General features: G+C 65.6%; 13 protein-coding genes and 3 pseudogenes. 8 read left to right on the forward strand and 8 right to left on the reverse strand.

What is annotated here, in order from left to right:
* Positions 1-286: pseudogene (locus BM228_RS35205) on the forward strand (hypothetical protein); the annotation flags it as partial.
* 105 nt (positions 287-391) lie between these two features.
* Here BM228_RS35205 and BM228_RS30755 read toward each other — a convergent pair.
* On the reverse strand, positions 392-721 hold the full coding sequence (locus tag BM228_RS30755; protein WP_092046672.1) for an ArsR/SmtB family transcription factor: 330 nt from the start codon (positions 719-721) through the stop codon (positions 392-394).
* Positions 722-772: 51 nt separating this feature from the next.
* Here BM228_RS30755 and BM228_RS30760 point away from each other — a divergent pair, with 51 nt between their 5' ends.
* Positions 773-1,921: an MFS transporter gene (locus BM228_RS30760; RefSeq protein WP_092046675.1), complete on the forward strand. Its 1,149-nt coding sequence runs from the start codon at positions 773-775 to the stop codon at positions 1,919-1,921.
* Positions 1,922-2,185: 264 nt separating this feature from the next.
* On the opposite strand, the gene clpB is transcribed toward BM228_RS30760, so the two are convergent.
* Positions 2,186-4,810, reverse strand: coding sequence for an ATP-dependent chaperone ClpB (gene clpB, locus BM228_RS30765; RefSeq protein WP_092046677.1), 2,625 nt, complete (start codon positions 4,808-4,810; stop codon positions 2,186-2,188).
* A gap of 195 nt (positions 4,811-5,005) precedes the next feature.
* On the opposite strand from clpB, the gene BM228_RS34280 reads away from it, so the two are divergent.
* Positions 5,006-5,782 carry an MOSC domain-containing protein gene (locus BM228_RS34280; RefSeq protein ID WP_167367876.1) on the forward strand — a complete coding sequence of 259 codons (777 nt, stop codon included), beginning with the start codon at positions 5,006-5,008 and terminating at the stop codon, positions 5,780-5,782.
* A gap of 9 nt (positions 5,783-5,791) precedes the next feature.
* On the opposite strand, the gene BM228_RS30780 is transcribed toward BM228_RS34280, so the two are convergent.
* Both BM228_RS30780 and BM228_RS30785 read right to left on the reverse strand, forming a co-directional pair.
* A complete protein-coding gene (locus tag BM228_RS30780; protein ID WP_092046682.1) occupies positions 5,792-6,385 on the reverse strand; it encodes a c-type cytochrome in 594 nt (197 codons plus the stop codon).
* Positions 6,385-7,659, reverse strand: a complete 1,275-nt coding sequence (locus BM228_RS30785) for a PQQ-dependent sugar dehydrogenase (RefSeq protein WP_208612135.1) — start codon at positions 7,657-7,659, stop codon at positions 6,385-6,387. The genes BM228_RS30780 and BM228_RS30785 overlap by 1 nt, the downstream gene beginning before the upstream one ends.
* Positions 7,660-8,003: 344 nt before the next feature.
* On the opposite strand from BM228_RS30785, the gene BM228_RS30790 reads away from it, so the two are divergent.
* A complete protein-coding gene (locus tag BM228_RS30790; RefSeq protein ID WP_092046685.1) occupies positions 8,004-8,657 on the forward strand; it encodes a protein-L-isoaspartate O-methyltransferase family protein in 654 nt (217 codons plus the stop codon).
* A 495-nt stretch (positions 8,658-9,152) separates the two neighbouring features.
* Here the strand turns inward: BM228_RS30790 and gmd are convergent, their stop codons facing one another.
* Complete coding sequence (gmd, locus tag BM228_RS30795) at positions 9,153-10,187, reverse strand: GDP-mannose 4,6-dehydratase (RefSeq protein WP_092046686.1); 1,035 nt, start codon at positions 10,185-10,187, stop codon at positions 9,153-9,155.
* A gap of 2 nt (positions 10,188-10,189) precedes the next feature.
* Positions 10,190-11,257: a glycosyltransferase gene (locus tag BM228_RS30800; protein WP_244537399.1), complete on the reverse strand. Its 1,068-nt coding sequence runs from the start codon at positions 11,255-11,257 to the stop codon at positions 10,190-10,192.
* An 802-nt stretch (positions 11,258-12,059) separates the two neighbouring features.
* Here BM228_RS30800 and rfbC point away from each other — a divergent pair.
* From rfbC to rfbA, 4 genes are all read left to right on the forward strand, one after another.
* The gene (gene rfbC, locus BM228_RS30810) at positions 12,060-12,611 is read left to right on the forward strand and encodes a dTDP-4-dehydrorhamnose 3,5-epimerase (protein WP_092046691.1); all 552 of its coding nucleotides are present in this window, start codon (positions 12,060-12,062) and stop codon (positions 12,609-12,611) included.
* Between the two features lie 136 nt (positions 12,612-12,747).
* Entirely contained in the window at positions 12,748-13,797 is a 1,050-nt protein-coding gene (gene rfbB, locus BM228_RS30815) for a dTDP-glucose 4,6-dehydratase (RefSeq protein ID WP_092046694.1), read from the forward strand.
* A complete protein-coding gene (rfbD, locus tag BM228_RS30820; protein ID WP_092046696.1) occupies positions 13,797-14,702 on the forward strand; it encodes a dTDP-4-dehydrorhamnose reductase in 906 nt (301 codons plus the stop codon). The genes rfbB and rfbD overlap by 1 nt, the downstream gene beginning before the upstream one ends.
* Complete coding sequence (rfbA, locus tag BM228_RS30825) at positions 14,699-15,568, forward strand: glucose-1-phosphate thymidylyltransferase RfbA (RefSeq protein ID WP_092046699.1); 870 nt, start codon at positions 14,699-14,701, stop codon at positions 15,566-15,568. The genes rfbD and rfbA overlap by 4 nt, the downstream gene beginning before the upstream one ends.
* Before the next feature lie 162 nt (positions 15,569-15,730).
* Here rfbA and BM228_RS30830 read toward each other — a convergent pair.
* Positions 15,731-16,575, reverse strand: a pseudogene (locus tag BM228_RS30830) (IS66 family transposase); the annotation flags it as partial.
* Positions 16,563-17,558, reverse strand: a pseudogene (locus BM228_RS30835) (IS481 family transposase). The pseudogenes BM228_RS30830 and BM228_RS30835, both read right to left, overlap by 13 nt.
* Between the last annotated feature and the right edge of the window lie 106 nt (positions 17,559-17,664).

Raw genomic sequence — 17,664 nt, forward strand, 5'->3', positions numbered from 1 at the left:
CTCCGCCGCGGGGGCGGCCCCCAAGGTGTCCTTGTATCACCTCGTCCTACAGATCCGCGGCGGCTACGAGGGGCTGCTGATCGCTCTGCCCCCTGAGCACTGGACGGCCTGCGGTGCGACCGACCCACCGGCCCTGGCCGCGCGCCTGCTGAGCTTGGCCCGCAGGATCGACCCCGGGCGCGTGACGGTCGGCAGGCGAAAACCCAAAGACCCCGCGGCAGAACCTAAGCGCGCCAGCAGAGGTCACGTCGCAACCGCAAGGATCCTCAACAGCCAAACACCTTAAAAGGGCTGGGTCCGGGACCTTTCGCGGGTGCAGGGCGGAGCCCTGCAACATCAGGGCTCTGCCCTGATAACCCGCCAAAGGGCATGCCCTTCGGAAACCCGCTTCTTACGGCGCTGACGCCTCGGCGCCGCCATGGGCCAGGATCGCGTCGAGGAGGCCGGGGAAGCGCGCGTCGACATCCTCCCGGCGCAGCGAGATCAGGCAGCGCATCCCCTCGGGGCGGGTGCGCGTCACGCCGGCCTCCCGCAGGATCTTGAGATGGTGCGTCATGGTCGAGCGCGGCACGCTCTCGGCCAGGAGATCGCCCGACGCCCGCTCGCCGTCCCTCATCAGATCCGACACCACCGCCAGGCGGGTCGGATCGCTCAGGGCGAACAGGACGCGATGCAGCGTCAGCTCGGCGGTGTCGGGATGGAAGAACTTGCGGGGGCTCATGGCGCCATTTATGTACGATTTTCGTCGTACATCGTAAAGAGGCGGCGGGACATGAGGCGAATCGCGGTTCTGGCGCTCGGGATGTTCGCCCTGGGCTTGGATGCATATGTGGTCGCGGGGCTGCTGCCGGGGATCGGCACTGCGTTCCACGTCGAGCCCGGCGAGGCCGGGCAGGCGGTCACAGTCTTCACCCTGGCCTACGCGCTGGCGGCGCCGGTCTGTGCCACCTTGCTCGCCGGCAAGCCGGTGCGGTGGATCCTCGGGCTGGCGCTCGCGGTCTTCACCATCGCGAACATGTTGAGCGCCCTCGCCACCGGCCTTCTGGGGCTGCTCCTGGCCCGGGCGCTGGCCGGCCTCGCGGCGGGCCTCTACGCGCCGGTGGCGATCACGTCGGCGGCCGCTCTGGTGGAGCCGGGCCGCAAGGGGCGCGCCCTGGCGCTGACCCTCGGGGGCATGAGCACCGGGACGGTCATCGGCGTGCCGGCCGGGTTGTGGATCGCCGAACGGCTCGGCTGGCAGAGCGCCCTCTGGATGGTGACACTTCTCGGCGCCGTCGCCACGGTCGCCATCCTGGCCCGCCTGCCCGACATCGAGGCCGCGGAGCCGCCGTCCTGGCGGGCCCGGGCCGCCCTGCTGACCGACGCGTCGGTGGTTGCCACGGTGGCGGTCACCTTCCTCACCGCCATCGCCAGCCTCGGGCTCTATACGTATCTGGCGCCGCTCCTCGACCGGGCCGGGCTGGGCGGCGCGGCGGCGTCATATTTCTGGGCCTGGGGCTTCGGCGGGATGGTGGGCAGCTTTTCCGTCGGCCCGCTGATCGACCGGACGCGCGATCCCCGCTGGGTGATGGCCGTGATCCTGGCCGCCCTGACGCTGGCGCTCGCCGCGCTTCCCGGCCTGCTCGGCGCCTCGGTGCTCGGCTACCTGCCGCTGCTGGTCTGGGGTGCGATGGGCTGGGCCTCGCAGGCGCCGCAGCAGCATGCCCTGCTCCACCTCCAGCCCGAACAGGGCAGCGTCGCCGTCGCGCTGAACAGCTCGGCGAATTATCTGGGCGGCGCGGCCGGCGCGGCGCTCGGCGGCGTGGTGGTCACGCTGGCGGGAATCGCCGCCCTGCCGATGACCGCCGCCGCTGTGGCGGCTGCGGGCCTCGCGTTGCAGGTGGCGATCCTGTTCCGGGTTCGTAGAGTCGCGATGGGCTGACGCACCGAACCGGGTAAGATTTTCCCGGACACGCCAGCCTACTCCGCGTCATTCCGGGGCCACGAAGCGGAGCCCGGAATCCAGAAACACCAGTGGCGCCAAGTGTTGCACCGTCGGTGGATCTGGATTCCGGGCTCGCCTGCGGCGCCCCGGAATGACACGGCGGCTTAGCAGCGGTAGCGAGATCGTCTTGCGAGGCTGCCTGCGCATAAAAAAAGCGGCGCGCCGTCATCCGGCGCGCCGCCCCGCTCGAAACCGAGCCGCTCAGTTCAAAGCCACGTTCGGCGGCCGGCGCTCGGCGCCGACCGTGAGGTCGCCGATCATCAGGCCCATCGGGCCGAGCCGAACCGGCACCGTCTCGCCGTCGTGAATCTTGCCCGACAACACCAGCTCGGCCAGCGGATCCTGGACGTTCTTCTGGATCACCCGCTTGAGCGGCCGCGCCCCGTAGGCCGGGTCGTAGCCCTTGTCGGCGAGCCAGATCTTGGCCTCCTCATCGAGGTCCAGGGTGATCTTGCGATCCTCCAGGAGCTTCGCCAGGCGCCCGAGCTGGATCTCGACGATCGCCCCCATCTCCGACCGCGCCAGGCGGTGGAACAGGATGATCTCATCGACCCGGTTCAGGAATTCCGGCCGGAAGTGGCTCCGCACTACGGTCATCACCTCGTCGCGGACCGCCTCGGTGTCCTCGCCCGCGGGCTGGTTCACCAGATACTCGGACCCAAGATTCGAGGTCATGATCAGCAGCGTGTTGCGGAAATCGACCGTCCGCCCCTGCCCGTCCGTGAGCCGTCCGTCGTCGAGAACCTGCAGCAGGACGTTGAACACGTCCGGATGCGCCTTCTCGATCTCGTCGAACAGCACGACCTGGTAGGGCCGGCGCCGCACCGCCTCGGTGAGCGCGCCGCCCTCCTCGTAGCCGACATAGCCCGGAGGCGCGCCGATCAGGCGGGCGACCGCGTGCTTCTCCATGTACTCGGACATGTCGATGCGCACGAGCGCCGTGTCGTCGTCGAACAGGAAGCCGGCGAGCGCCTTGGTCAGCTCAGTCTTGCCGACGCCCGTGGGGCCGAGGAACATGAACGAGCCGATCGGCCGGTTCGGATCCTGCAGCCCGGCCCGGGCGCGCCGGACTGCGGTGGAGACCGCCACCACCGCCTCGCGCTGGCCGACGACGCGCTTGGCGAGCGCGTCCTCCATGGCGAGCAGCTTCTCGCGCTCGCCCTCCAGCATCTTGTCCACCGGCACGCCGGTCCAGCGCGAGACCACGCCCGCGACGTGGGCGGGCGTCACCGCCTCCTCCATCATGCCGTCGCGGCCGTTCTCGGCTTTCGCCTCGATCTCGGCGAGCTGCTTCTCCAGGCCCGGGATCACCCCGTAGGCGAGCTCACCGGCGCGCTGGTACTGACCCTGGCGCTGGGCCGCGGCCAGCTCGTTGCGCGCCTCGTCGAGCTTCTTCTTGAGGCCGGCGGCGGTGCCGAGCTTGTCCTTCTCGGCCTTCCACCGGGCGGTGATCGACGCCGAGCGCTCCTCAAGATCGGCCAACTCCTTCTCCAGGCGGACCAGCCGGTCGCGGGAGGCGGAGTCGGTCTCCTTCTTGAGCGCCTCGGCCTCGATCTTCAGCCGCACGATCTCGCGATCGATCGAGTCGAGCTCTTCCGGCTTCGAATCGACCTGCATGCGCAGGCGCGAACCGGCCTCATCGATCAGGTCGATCGCCTTGTCGGGCAGGAACCGGTCGGTGATGTAGCGGTTCGAGAGCGTCGCCGCCGCCACCAGGGCCGAATCCTGGATGCGCACGCCGTGGTGCTGCTCGTACTTCTCCTTGAGGCCGCGCAGGATCGAGACCGTGTCCTCCACGGTCGGCTCCGACACGAAGACCGGCTGGAAGCGGCGGGCGAGCGCGGCGTCCTTCTCGACGTGCTTGCGGTACTCGTCCAGCGTGGTCGCGCCGACGCAGTGCAGCTCGCCGCGGGCGAGCGCGGGCTTGAGCAGGTTCGAGGCGTCCATGGCCCCGTCCGCCTTCCCGGCGCCGACCAGCGTGTGCATCTCGTCGATGAACAGGATGATGCCGCCCTCGGCCGCGGTGACCTCGGAGAGCACGCCCTTCAGCCGCTCCTCGAACTCGCCGCGATACTTCGCGCCGGCGATCAGCGAGCCCATGTCGAGGGCCAGCAGGCTCTTGTCCTTGAGCGATTCCGGCACGTCGCCGTTGACGATGCGCAGGGCCAGACCCTCCACAATCGCGGTCTTGCCGACGCCGGGCTCGCCGATGAGGACGGGATTGTTCTTGGTGCGTCGGGACAGGACTTGGATGGTCCGCCGGATCTCCTCGTCGCGGCCGATCACCGGGTCGAGCTTGCCGTCCCGGGCGGCCTCGGTGAGGTCGCGGGCGTATTTCTTCAGCGCGTCGTAGGCGTTCTCGGCCGAGGCGTTGTCGGCGGTGCGGCCCTTACGGAGCGCATTGATCGCCGCGTTCAGGGACGCGGGGGTCACGCCCGCCGCCTGGAGCGCGCGGCCGGCCTCGGACTCCTTCTCCACCGCCAGGGCGAGGAGCAGGCGCTCCACCGTGACGTAGGAATCGCCGGCCTTCTTGGCCGCCTGCTCGGCGGTGTCGAACAGGCGCATCAGCTCGCGCGTCGCCTGCGGGGCGGACGCGTTGCCGGAGACCTTCGGCTGCTTGGCGAGCCACTGCTCGGTCTGCGCCAGCGCGACCCGCGACTGGCCGCCGGCGCGGTCGATCAGACCGGCGCACAGGCCCTCGGGATCGTCGAGCAGGACCTTGAGCAGGTGACCCGGCTGAAGCTGCGGATGGCCCTCGCGCATGGCAAGGTTCTGCGCTGCCTGGACAAAGCCGCGGGCGCGCTCGGTGTAGATGTCGAAATTCATGCTGTCTCACCCTCCCGTGCCGGCATCCGCCGCCCAAGATGGCGCGGCCCTGCCGAAACGTCGCCTCCCCGGCTATCCGCCGCGTCGAGGCCCCGGCGCCGAAAGCCACCGGTAGGTCCGATGTGGTGTTGTATTTGCGCACCACAAGGGGCCGGGGACTTGCGCGGCACAGCTTTTCCGCGCCACCTTCCCGGCATGCAAGCCGCGCTCGAAATCGGCCTCCTGGGCCTCTACCGCTACCCCGTGAAGGGATTGAGTCCCGAGCCTCTGGAACGGGCCGAGCTGGAGACCAGCGGCTTCTTCCCGGGGGACCGGCTCTACGCCATCGAGAACGGGCCTTCGGGCTTCAACCCGGTGGCGCCGCGGCACCAGCCCAAGACCAAGTACCTGATGCTGATGCGCGACGAGGCCTTGGCCCGCCTGCGCACCCGCTACGACGACTCAACCGCCACGCTCACGGTAGAGCATGCCGGGGAAACGCACGCCTTCCGGCTGGATACCGAGGCCGGCCGCGACGGGCTCGCCGACCTGATGCGGCGCACCCTGCCCGACAGCCTGCGGGGCGAGCCGAAGGTGCTGGCAGCACCGCCGCAATACCGGTTCACCGATTCGCCGACCGGCTACGTCTCGCTGATCAACCGGGCCAGCGTCGCGGCCGTGGAAGACTATCTCGGCGCGCCGGTCGACCCGCTGCGCTTCCGCGGCAACCTGCTGGTCGAGGGGCTCGCGCCCTTCGCCGAACTGGACATGGTCGGCCAGGTGATCGAGGCACCGAGCGGGCTGCGGCTCAAGATCACCAAGCGCACGGTGCGCTGCGCCGCCACCAACGTCGATCCGGTGAGCGGCGTGCGCGACCACGACATTCCCTGGACCCTCGACGCGCGCCTCGGCCACCGCGACCTCGGGGTCTACGCCGATGTGATCGCCGGCGGAGCGCTCGCGGTGGGCGATACGCTCCGCGTGGTGGGCTAGGCGCGGCCCTCAGAGCCGCGACACGTAGGCCGCCAGATCCTTGATGTCGGCGTCGCTCAGGTCCTGCGCGACTTCGTTCATCGCCGGGTCGTAGCCGGGCCGGGCGTTCGACTTGTAGGCCGCGAGCGCCTGAGCCAGGTATTCCTCCCGCTGCGCCCGGATCCGCGGGATCGCGTCCCGCCCGGTGAGGTCGGCGCCGTGGCAGGAATTGCACTGGTGCTTGGCCACGAGCGCCTGGGCCCGCGCCACCAGGGCCGGGTCGGCGGCGGGGCCCGACCAGGCGGGCGCCGGCAGGGTCGCCACCGCGTCGGCATAAACGCGCAGGTCGTCGTCGGAGAAACCGGCGGCGACGTCGTTCATCGGGGGCGCCGTGCGCTGCTTCTCCCGGAACTGGAACAGCTGCGTCACGACGTAATCCGCCTGCTGTCCGCCGAGCGAGGGCACGCCCTCGGTCTGCGACGTTCCATCCCCGTGGCAGGCGGTGCAGGGAGCCAGACGCTCCTGCATCGCCGCGTCGGGCGCGGCCAGGGCCGCCCCCGCCAGCAGGGCGCCGAGGGCCGGCGCCAGCCCCCAAACGATCCGTATCCGCGACTTATTCCGCATCACTGGCCGTAGCTGACGCGGTAGATCGCGCCGTTGTAATCGTCGGAGACGAGCAGCGACCCGTCCTTAGCGACCATCACGTCCACCGGGCGCCCGGCATATTTGTTGTCCTGGAGGAAGCCGGTCAGGAACGGCTCCACCGCGGCGACCTTGCCGTCCGGGCCGGGGCGCGCCACGACCACGTCGCCGCCGAGCTTGGCCGTGCGGTTCCAGGACCCGTGCCGCGCGATGAACACGGCGTCCTTATAGGAATCCGGGAATTGCGCGCCGGTGTAGAACCGCATGCCGAGCGAGGCCGTATGCGGCCCGAGCAGGCCCGCCGGGGCGGTGAATTCCGCGCAGGAATGGCCCCAGCCGTATTCCGGATCGGTGAACGTGCCCTGATGGCAGAACGGGTAGCCGAAATGCTGCTTGCCCGGATCCGTCAGCACGTTCAGCTCGTCGTTCGGGATGTCCTCCGAGACCCAGTCCCGGCCGTTATCGGTGAACCAGAGCTGCTTGGTCTTCGGATTCCAGTCGAAGCCCACCGTGTTGCGCACCCCGCGGGCGATCACCTCGGCATTCTTGCCGTCCAGGTCGATCCGGCGGATCTGCGCGTGCGTGTCCGGCGGCAACAGGATGTTGCCCGGCGAGCCAACCGGCACGTAGAGCTTGTTGTCCGGCCCGATCGCGATGAACTTCCAGCCATGGGCCTCGTCCTTCGGCAGGTCGTCGTAGACGAGGCTCGGCTTCTCGGAGCCGTCGAGGTGCTTGGCGATGTCGTCGTAGCGCCAGATCTTCGACAGCTCGGCCACGTAGAGCGCGCCGTCGTGGAACGCGACGCCATTCGGCCGATGCAGCCCCGATGCGATGGTCTTGACCTCACGCTTGCCGTCCGGGCCGGCCTGCGGCAGCACCGCATAGACCTTGCCGACCGTACGGGTCCCGACGAACAGGGTTCCGTCCGGTGCCTGGGTCATCGAGCGGGCATTGGCGAGGCCGCTGGCATAGACCTCGACCTTGAAGCCATCGGGCACCTTGAGCTTGTCGAGCGGCAGCTTGGCCGCGGCCGTCGCCAGGGGCGGCCCGGCCACCGGGGCGAGCTTGGCCGCGTTGCCGCCCTCGGGTCGTCCGTAGAGCGCCGAGCCGCGGTCGATCTGAACACTCGCCGGCGGCGCGGCGCTGGCCGGTGTCTCCTGCGCGTGCACCGCGTCCGGGGCTACGGTCCCGAAACCCAGGCAGGCGAGCGCGGCGGCCAGCCCGCGGGTCAGAATCGGCTTGCTGATCGGCGTCATGATGTCTCCCGAGATGGCCGGCGTCTTGGATTGCCCGGTCCGGTCTGCACTCTTTATTCAATGTCAGGCTGCGCAACGCGACATCTGAAACGACCCTGGCGCGACAGCGGGCTGCGGACGTCACTCACCGTTCAGGAGCCATCGTCACCGAACGGCCCGAAGGCCGTGTTGGCCGAGCCGACCGTTGACCACGGGGCCGGTTCCCCCCGCGAAAACCTTGCGTTTTGGCGAGTGATCTCCGAAAACGCGCGCGTCCGGAACGCTTGAGCTTGGCCGGGGATCGTGGCGCCTGCGCCGCGGCCCGGCGGGGGCGGCGTTCCGATCCGGTTCGGGGACAGGTATCGATGATCGATTACGCGCAGGCGCGGCGGATGATGGTCGACTGCCAGTTGCGGACCTTCGACGTGAACGACAACGCGGTGCTCGACGCGTTCGACACGGTGCCGCGCGAGGCCTTCGTGCCCAAGGGCCGCGAGCCGTTCGCCTATATCGACCAGACCCTGCGCCTCGACGGCGCGACCGGCGAGAGCCGCTGCCTGCCGGCGCCGATGGTGCTGGCCCGGCTGATCCAGGCCCTGAAGATCCGGCCCGGCGCCAAAGCCCTCGATGTCGGCACCGGCACCGGCTACGCCGCCGCCGTGATGGCGTATCTCGGCGCGGATGTGACCGCGCTGGAATCGGTCCCCGATCTCGCCGAGACGGCTCGCGCCAGGCTCGGCACCACGGCGCGGGTGATCGAGGGTCCGCTGCAGGCGGGCGCCCCCAAGGAGGCGCCCTTCGACGTGATCCTGATCAACGGCCGGGTCGAGGTCCGGCCGCAGGCGCTGCTCGACCAGCTCAAGGACGACGGCCGCCTCGCCTGCGTGTTCGGCCCGCACCGCAACGCCAAGGCGACCCTGTTCGTCCGGGCCGGCGACGCCTTCGGCTCCCGCCCACTGTTCGACGCCTCGCTGCCGCTCCTCGACGCCTTCGCGGCGGAGGTCGGGTTCGCGTTCTGAGGTAGAACTTGTAGCGGATTCCGTGACGTCGACTGGTGCGCTGAACTGCCTCGCGCTGCGTCTGGAGCGCTGTGGGTCGTTCGACCGACTGACGGTGGTTCGGCGATCGCTCCAAGTGGACACAGCATGATTTTTCGAGGCGGACGGATGTTCGAACTCCGCTCTACAGCTGTAAGCGAACCGCTCTGGTGCTGCCCGACAGCGTCAGAGTGATGATCACGGCTTGCGAGGCCGACATCGGAAATGCGTCGGCTACCTTCGCAAAGATACCCTGATTGCTGTCTTCACAGCGACCGCGATGTCATACCTGTTTCCAAGGAATTACAGGTGCCCCACCCACGGGATGCATCTGGATTCAGATTTTCTAGTGGTCAGACAACCAGTTGGATGAATTGGGCGCGGATGATCCGAGCGGATTGAACAGGTGGCAAACAGGAAGCGGATTCGCACTTTCCCAGCGCGAACAGGCGCGATCGAGTTCTCTGGTGCGAACCTTCAACGGCCTCGTTCACGATGGAGGCGCTGCAGGTCGGCCTCGACCATGAGGCGACAGAGCTCATTCAGTTTCGTGGTAGGGCGCCAGCCGAGCATGTTCTCAGCCTTGCTGTAATCCCCGATCAAGGCATCAACCTCCGCCGGGCGGAAGAAAGTGGGATCGATTTCGACCACTCGCTTCCCACTCTGGCGTGAGATAGCAAACTCGTTGACTCCAGAAGACGACCATTCAACGTCGATGTCCGCTGCGGCGAACGAAAGCGTTACAAAGTCCCGCACGGAGGTCGTTTTGTTTGTGGCGAGTACGAACGTATCCGGGCTATCCGCCTGCAACATCAAGCGCATTCCTTCAACATAATCTTTTGCATATCCCCAGTCGCGCAATGCATTGAGGTTGCCTAACCGTAGGATCGTCTCAGAACCATGCGCAATCTGGGCCACGCCGTGCGTGATCTTGCGTGTAACAAATTCTTTACCTCTGAGCGGCGATTCGTGATTGAACAGGATCCCAGAAGCCGCAAAGATACCATAAGATTCGCGATAATTGATCGTCATCCAATGGGCAAAAAGTTTCGACACACCATACGGGCTCCTCGGGTAGAACGGCGTCGTCTCAGTCTGTGGAGTCGATTGCACCAGGCCGAACATTTCGGCAGAAGATGCTTGATAGTAACGTGCGGAGGCTTTGCGTTCGCGGATTCCTTCGAGGAAATTTAGCGGCCCAATGCCGGTTATTTGAGCCGTCGTGAACGGTTGATCAAAAGATACTTGCACATGCGTTTGCGCTGCCAGGTTATAAATCTCGTCCGGGGACGCACGATCCAATAGTCGGAGGGTCGAACTAAAATCTGTCATATCGTGTTGGACAAGGATCAGATTAGGATCTCTGAGGATATTTAGCGCCTCAATACGCCAGAAATTTTCCGAACTCGATCGACGGTAGGTCGCATAAACCTTGTAACCGTGAAGCAAAAGGTTTTCTGCCAGATATGCCCCGTCTTGTCCGGTCACGCCGGTGATGAGTGCTGTTTTCATACTCAAAGATCCTGGTTGGTCAGATGACGTTGGTGCTCCGCCCATTTCTCGCTGACAAACCGCGAAAATTTTTCTCGGAATACAGCCGTCGAGAATGTTTCCGCGTGCGCGCGGATCTTCTGATGATCATATATGTCGCCGGCTGCCTCAAACCGATTGATGGCATCGATGATCGAGTCTGTAGTTTGCTCGTGAAAATGCAGGCCTGTAACCCCGTCGATCACGGTTTCTCGAGCCCCACCTCGGCCAAAAGCAATGACCGGCGCACCGCAGGCCTGAGCTTCTAAGGGAGCAATCCCGAAATCCTCCTCGGAGGCAAATATAAATGCACGACAACGTCGCAGATGGTCAAGCAAAATCTGGTTCGACTGATATCCCAATATTTTGATATTAGGCGTCGCTATTGACTTCGAATATTTATATTTCGGGCCATCGCCAATAACAACCAATTTTCTCTTCGGCGTTTTCGTAAAGGCTTCGACGATGAGGTGCATCTGCTTGTATGGAACCATTCGAGATGCAGTCAGATAAAAGTCCTCCCGATCTGTATCATTAAGGCTATAGCGGTCGGTGTCGACATTAGGATATATAACATCAGAGAATCGACGATAAGTTTTCTCGATACGACCGGAGATATACCTAGAACACGCCAAAAAATGATCGACACCGTTCGAAGTTCTTTGATCCCAAATTCTAATCTTATGGAGAAAGTATCGAGCGAGGCCGCGTCGGACGGGCCCGAAGCCGGAGCCTTCGAGATATTGATTTTGCAGATCCCAAGCATACCGCATCGGCGTGTAACAGTAACAAATATGAAGTTGCCGCTGAGTTGTAATGACACCTTTGGCCACCGCATGACAGTTAGAGATCACGATATCGTACTTTGACAAATCATGCTGCTCGATTGCCAAGGGCATAAGAGGAAGCATATAAGTATAATATTTTTTCGAAAGCGGTATCTTCTGTAAAAAAGACGGCGTTATAGATCTACCACGAAAATGATCCATGTCTGCTTCAGAAAGAAAATTAATCAGGCAGAATATGTCAGCCTCGGGATATATATTTGCCATCTCAGCCAAGACTTTGTCCGATCCAGCATATGTAGTCAGCCATTCATGTACTAGAGCAATCTTCATTGCCGTCCCTGTTATCGAATTTTAATTGTGAATACTTATCATAGGAAGCAAACCGATGCATCAAAATCCTCTACCTTTACTCGCGAGCAAAATCGATGCCGCAGCTGAAGCCCGGAACCGACAGGAAGATTAATAACCTGGTTTGTGCGGGATTGTGACGACGTCCCGTCCCGCATTGAACGGTCATTGTGTGGTTCGTCCGCCGCTGGAGCGTCGAAGTCACCTCCCGAAAGGTGCGCGCTCATCTCGGCGTCGAGACCCAGCGGCAGTGGTCCGACACAGCGATTGCCCGCATCACCCCCTGCCTTCCTGCCCTTTTCTAAATCGGGACGCTGCTAGCTACGCGGCTCCAGGCCCGCTAACGCCGCCGCGTCGCAGCCGCCGCGTGGTACCCCAAACCGCGTCTGACCTTCGCCGATGCCTTGAGCGCCGTGCGCTGTGCGATCTGGCGCGAGCGGGCTTTGGCGACATTACAAAGCCGACACCCCGAATAAAACCCCGCTTCCACTACCCGCACCCTGTACCTATGCTCATTGCCATGCCGCATGAATGGCCAAAGTCGAGCTGATAGGACAACTCATCAAGTCATAGGCCTTGACACGTCCGGCGGATGACCGGAAATCGCGGATCAGTCATCGAGGTTGTTCTCGGGTCGGCGGGCGAGATGTCCGGGACGCCCGGGGTGGGGATGCACCCGGGGCCGGCCGCCGGCATCCGCGGAGAGGGACGCGTTGGCATGGACGTGATCGACACCGAGATTCCGGACGTGAAGCGCATCAAGCTGAAGCGCTTCGGCGACAGCCGCGGCTGGTTCTCCGAGACGTTCCGGGCCGACACGATGGCCCGGGCCGGGATCACAACGCCGTTCGTGCAGGACAACCAATCGTTCTCGGCCCCCCAGGGCACGATCCGCGGCCTGCATTTCCAGATCGCCCCCCAGGCGCAGGCCAAGCTGATCCGCGTGCTCCAGGGCGCGATCCTCGACGTGGCGGTGGATATCCGCAGCGGCTCTCCGACCTTCGGCAAGTACGTGGCCGTGACGCTCGACGCCGAGAACGGCGAGCAGCTCTACATCCCGCACGGCTTCGCCCACGGCTTCTGCACCCTGACCCCTGACGTCATGGTCGCCTACAAGGTCGACGCCTATTACAGCCCTGAGCACGACCGGGCCTTGGCCTGGGACGATCCCGAGATCGGGATCCCGTGGCCGGTCTCCGGCGAGGCCGCGATCCTGTCCGACAAGGACCGCCGCGCGCCGAAGCTCGCCGCGCTCGGCCAAGTGTTCTGAACAGCGTTCTGAACCGGTGTTTTAGGCCGCCGCGCGGCCGGGCCGTATTTTCGTCACGCCGGACGGTCTTTAGCTGCCGGCAGCCCATGTCTTTCAGACCATGTCTTTAAGCGAACGATCCGAGGGGGGACACGCCATGCGCATTCTGGTGACCGGAGGCTGCGGCTTCATCGGCTCGGCGCTGGTGCTGCATCTCGTCAACGATCTCGGCCACGAGGTCTGCACCCTCGACGCGATGACCTACGCGGCCAACCCGATCTCCTTGGCGTCCCTGACCGATAACCCACGCCACCGCTTGGTCGAGGCCGATATCTGCGACCGCGCCGCCGTGCAGGCCGCCATCGCCGACTTCAAGCCGCAGGCGGTGATGCATCTGGCCGCCGAGAGCCATGTCGACCGCTCGATCACCGATCCGGGCGCGTTCGTGCGCACCAACGTCATCGGTACCCAGACCATGCTGGACGGGGCCCGCGCGCACTACGAGGCCCTGCTGGAGGCGGACAAAAAAACCTTCCGGTTCCTGCACGTCTCCACCGACGAGGTCTACGGCTCGCTGCCCCCCGGGGCGTTCTTCACCGAGGAGAGCCGCTACGATCCGCGCTCGCCCTACTCGGCCTCGAAGGCCGCCTCCGACCACCTGGCGCGAGCCTGGCACGAGACCTACGGGCTGCCGGTGCTGGTAACCAATTGCTCGAACAATTACGGACCGCGGCACTTCCCGGAAAAACTGATCCCGCTGATGATCCTCAATGCCCTCGAGGGCAAGAAGCTGCCGGTCTACGGCGACGGACTGAACGAGCGCGACTGGATCCATGTCGAGGACCACGCCAAGGGCCTGGTCGCCGTGCTGGAGCGCGGGCGGGTCGGGAACACCTACCTGCTCGGCGGCCGGGCGGTGCGCAACAACCTCGCGGTGGTGAAGGCCCTGTGCGCGGCCTTCGATCGGCTGCGGCCGGATCACGGCCCCCACGAGCAGCTGATCAGCTTCGTCACCGACCGGCCCGGTCATGACCGGCGCTACGCCATCGACTGCACCAAGGCCGAGACCGAGCTCGGCTGGCGGCCGCAGAAGACCTTCGAGCAGGCGCTGGAGGAGACCGTGGCCTGGTACCTCGAGAACGAGAGCTGGTGGCGCCCGATCCGCGAGGGCCGCTACACGGGCGAGCGCCTGGGGCTGACCCGCTGATGGACATCCTGGTCCTCGGCGGCGCCGGACAGGTCGGCACCGAGCTGCAGGCCGTGGCCTGGCCCGCCGGCGTGTCGGTGCACGCGCCGAGCCGGGCCGAGCTCGACATCACCGATGCGGGCGCCGTCGCCCGGACCCTGGACGCGCGGGACTACCGGGCGGTGATCAACACCGCCGCCTACACCGCCGTGGACAAGGCCGAATCCGACGTGGTCGAGGCCTGGCGCCTCAATGCCCTCGCCCCGGCGATCCTGGCCGCCGCAACGGCCGCAAAAAACATCCCGCTCGTGCACGTCTCGACCGACTACGTCTTCGCCGGCACCAAGCCCGAGGGAGCCTATGCCCCGGACGAGCCGATCGACCCGCAGAGCGTCTACGGCGCCAGCAAGGCCGCGGGCGAGCTCGCCGTGCGCACCGCAAACCCGCGCCACGCAATCGTGCGCACCGCCTGGGTGGTGAGCCCGCACCGGGGCAACTTCGTCAAGACGATGCTGCGGCTCGCCGGCGAGCGCGACGCCCTGACGGTGGTGAACGACCAGCACGGCTGCCCGACCTCCGCCTCTGACCTCGCCACCGCGCTCGCGGGGATCGCCCAACGGCTCGCCGAGGACCCGGCCGCGCCCACCGGCACGTTCCATTGCGTCAATGCCGGCGCCACAACCTGGCACGGCTTCGCCGAGGCGATCGTGGCGGGCGCCGCCCGGCGAGGCGGCCGGTCGATCCCCGTCAACGGCATCCCGACCTCCGCCTATCCGACACCGGCCCGGCGGCCGGCCAATTCGCGCCTGTCCACGGACAGCCTGACCGCGGCCTACGGCATCGCGCCCCGGCCCTGGCAGGCGGCGCTCGACGACATCCTGGACCGGCTCGTCGGGCCGGTCTCAGAGGGAGCTTCCAAGCCATGAAGGGCATCGTTCTGGCCGGCGGATCCGGCACGCGCCTACATCCGGCGACGCTGTCGATCAACAAGCAGCTGCTGCCGGTCTACGACAAGCCGATGATCTACTACCCGATCTCGGTGCTGATGCTCGCCGGCATTCGCGAGATCCTGATCATCTCCTCGCCGGAGCACCTGGACAACTACAAGCGCCTGTTCGGCACCGGCGAGCAGTTCGGCCTGCAGTTCACCTACGCGGTGCAGCCGCGGCCGGAGGGCCTCGCCCAGGCCTTCGTGATCGGGCGCGACTTCGTCGGCACCGAAGACGTGGCGCTGATCCTCGGCGACAACCTGTTCTTCGGCGCCGGCATGAGCGAGCTGCTGGCGGCTGCGCGGGCGCGCAAGGACGGCGCGACGGTGTTCGCCTACCACGTCGACAACCCGCAGGCCTACGGCGTGGTCAATCTCGACAAGACCGGGCGCCCGACCAAGATCGTCGAGAAGCCGCAGAACCCGGAATCGACCTGGGCGGTGACCGGCCTGTACTTCTACGACAACCAGGTGCTCGACATCGCCGCCGCGTTGAAGCCGTCGGCCCGGGGCGAGCTGGAGATCACCAGCGTCAACGAGGCCTATCTCCAGCGCGGCCAGCTCTACGTGGAACGGATGTCGCGCGGCTATGCCTGGCTCGACACCGGGACGCATGACAGCCTGCTGGAGGCCAGCGAGTTCGTCCGCACCCTGCAGAACCGCCAGAGTCTCCAGGTAGCCTGCCTGGAGGAGATCGCGTTCCTCCAGAACTTCATCACCCGCGACCAGCTGATCGCCCGCGGCGAGATGTTCGCCAAGACCAATTACGGCCAGAACCTACTTCGGCTCGCCCGCGAAAGCTGATGTGTGCCTCCATTTATTTAGATCAGAAATTCTGTCATTCGAGTTGCATTTTTTGCTTTTCAGCCGGCGGCCGGTTTTGCTGGGCTTACGGCGGGGATGCCCTTTGGCTCAGGATGAGGGATGTAGGCGGAGGTTAATTACCCAGGCCCGTAGTGGCTGGGTTTAAGCACCGACGGTCGTGAGGATTATGCGGAAGGGGCTGCTGCTTGTGAGGCGCGCAGTATCGACTCTGGTGCGGATGTCGGCCTCGCCCTCGGCTGCCCACATCGCGCGGTATCCGTTGGTCATCTTCCGCTGGATGACGGACTGGCGCAGCAGTCGCTCGCTGCCATTGTTGGTCGGCTCGACCGCGCCGAGGTAGGCGAGGAACACCAGCAGCTGATCGCGAACCCGTTCGATCTTGGCCTGGAGGGTTCGGGTCAGGTTGCAGAAGCTCGGCGTGGCGAGGATGGTTCCGAGCTATCGATCCAGGCTCCGGCGCTTGGCGGCGAGCGTCGAAGCAGCCAGATCGGAGATGCGCTCGGCCAGAGCGAACACGGATTGGAGCCAGAGCTGCAGACGCCAGAGGACGGGATCGTCGCTGGTCTCGACGACATAGGCCACGTTACGGACGAGATGGGCCAGGAAGGTCTGATGTTCAGCGGCATGTCCCTGCTGGGCGGGTAGCGATCCGAGATCTACACTGCCGGCCGGTGGCCATCCATCATCTCCCGCACCACGACGGCACCCCGCGTCGGCGAGGCCGTTTGCACGACCACGTCAGCCGAGTGGAAGACCCACTGGAAGGCATTGCTGCCCTCGAATCGGACGCCGGTCTCGTCCGACGCGACGACGGTGGACCGGCGCAGAGCCGACACGGCGACCTCGCGACAGGGACGGAAGTGGCCTAGCGCACGGCAGAGCAGGTTCATTAGCCCGCCCTGGCTCAGCGTCAGTCCGAACAGTTCCGACCAGGCCGCTTGCAGTCGCTCGTAGGATAGCGCCTGGAAGGTCTTCAGATACGTCGCCTGTCTGGATGTGAGACCTCCTTGGCGTCTTCAACGATGCGCATGGCGCGTTTGATGAGACTGGGACTGGGTTGTCTGTATGTTGGGTTAGCTAATGCGGGATCAGCTTCGAGGCGCCGACGCAGCACCATTTCGGGCGAGAGCCCGTTCAGCACGCGCTGCTGGCGGCCGTTGTAGGCCGCGTTGAAGCCGCGCAGCACGATCTCCAGGTCGGCGTGGCGGTAGAGCGTGATCCCCAGCACCTCCCGCTGGACGCGGCCGTTGAAGCGCTCGACCATGCCGTTTGTTTTGGGTGTGTAGGGACGCGTCTTGCGATGCTGCACACCGTGCCGCTCGCAGGCGGCCTCGAACGCATCGGCCGTGAAGCAGGAGCCGCGGTCAGTGAGCACGTGCGTGACCTTGAACGGAAAGGCCCCGAGGGCATCCGTGAGGAAGGCCACTGCCGAGGCGGTAGTCTCGTCGTCCTTGACGGCGAGATGCACATAGCGGGAGGCACGGTCGATGGCGACGTACAGGTAGCGTTTGCGCGAGACGCGGTCGCGGTCTTGCAATTTGGGCAGGTGCTTCACGTCGACGTGGATGAAGCCGACCTCGTAGTCCTTGAAGCTGCCGTGCGGTTTGCGGGCCTTCTCGGCCGGCGGCAGCCGATTGAGGCCCTCGGCTTTAAGGAGGCGGTAGACCGCATCCCGGTTCGGGTGTGGCAAGAAGTGGCTGACGACGAAGGTCAGCGCGTCGAGAGGAAAGCCGGTGGAGCGGCGGAGCGCACATACGATGGCGCGCTCCTCATCGCTGGCGCGCCACGCGAGCTTGTGGGGGCGCGCTGAGCGGTCCTGACACGCATCGGGACCGCGTTTGCGCCACTTGCGGATAGTCTAGGTGGACACGCCGTAGCGTTTGGCCAGCACCCCGGAGCTCTCGTGTGAGCGGGCGATCTCGGCGCGCACGGCCGGGGTTGTGCGGGCCTGGGGGTGGATGGCGAGCATCAGCGCTCCCTCCTGGCAGACTGGCGGCGCACACCGTCGAACCGCCACGCATAGGCTTTGATTGCCCAACGCGCCGCATCCCAATGACGCTCCGCAACCAAACAGC

The organism is Methylobacterium pseudosasicola (genome assembly GCF_900114535.1).
Classification (GTDB): domain Bacteria; phylum Pseudomonadota; class Alphaproteobacteria; order Rhizobiales; family Beijerinckiaceae; genus Methylobacterium; species Methylobacterium pseudosasicola.

What these genes read in the sequence shown, in the direction of transcription:
- clpB (WP_092046677.1), bottom strand. Translation starts at nt 4,810, where the DNA reads ATGAATTTCGACATCTACACCGAGCGCGCCCGCGGCTTTGTCCAGGCA.
- BM228_RS30760 (WP_092046675.1), top strand. Translation starts at nt 773, where the DNA reads ATGAGGCGAATCGCGGTTCTGGCGCTCGGGATGTTCGCCCTGGGCTTG.
- gmd (WP_092046686.1), bottom strand. Translation starts at nt 10,187, where the DNA reads ATGAAAACAGCACTCATCACCGGCGTGACCGGACAAGACGGGGCATAT.
- BM228_RS30800 (WP_244537399.1), bottom strand. Translation starts at nt 11,257, where the DNA reads ATGGCAAATATATATCCCGAGGCTGACATATTCTGCCTGATTAATTTT.
- BM228_RS34280 (WP_167367876.1), top strand. Translation starts at nt 5,006, where the DNA reads ATGCAAGCCGCGCTCGAAATCGGCCTCCTGGGCCTCTACCGCTACCCC.
- rfbC (WP_092046691.1), top strand. Translation starts at nt 12,060, where the DNA reads ATGGACGTGATCGACACCGAGATTCCGGACGTGAAGCGCATCAAGCTG.
- BM228_RS30780 (WP_092046682.1), bottom strand. Translation starts at nt 6,385, where the DNA reads ATGCGGAATAAGTCGCGGATACGGATCGTTTGGGGGCTGGCGCCGGCC.
- BM228_RS30785 (WP_208612135.1), bottom strand. Translation starts at nt 7,659, where the DNA reads ATGACGCCGATCAGCAAGCCGATTCTGACCCGCGGGCTGGCCGCCGCG.
- rfbD (WP_092046696.1), top strand. Translation starts at nt 13,797, where the DNA reads ATGGACATCCTGGTCCTCGGCGGCGCCGGACAGGTCGGCACCGAGCTG.
- rfbB (WP_092046694.1), top strand. Translation starts at nt 12,748, where the DNA reads ATGCGCATTCTGGTGACCGGAGGCTGCGGCTTCATCGGCTCGGCGCTG.
- rfbA (WP_092046699.1), top strand. Translation starts at nt 14,699, where the DNA reads ATGAAGGGCATCGTTCTGGCCGGCGGATCCGGCACGCGCCTACATCCG.
- BM228_RS30755 (WP_092046672.1), bottom strand. Translation starts at nt 721, where the DNA reads ATGAGCCCCCGCAAGTTCTTCCATCCCGACACCGCCGAGCTGACGCTG.
- BM228_RS30790 (WP_092046685.1), top strand. Translation starts at nt 8,004, where the DNA reads ATGATCGATTACGCGCAGGCGCGGCGGATGATGGTCGACTGCCAGTTG.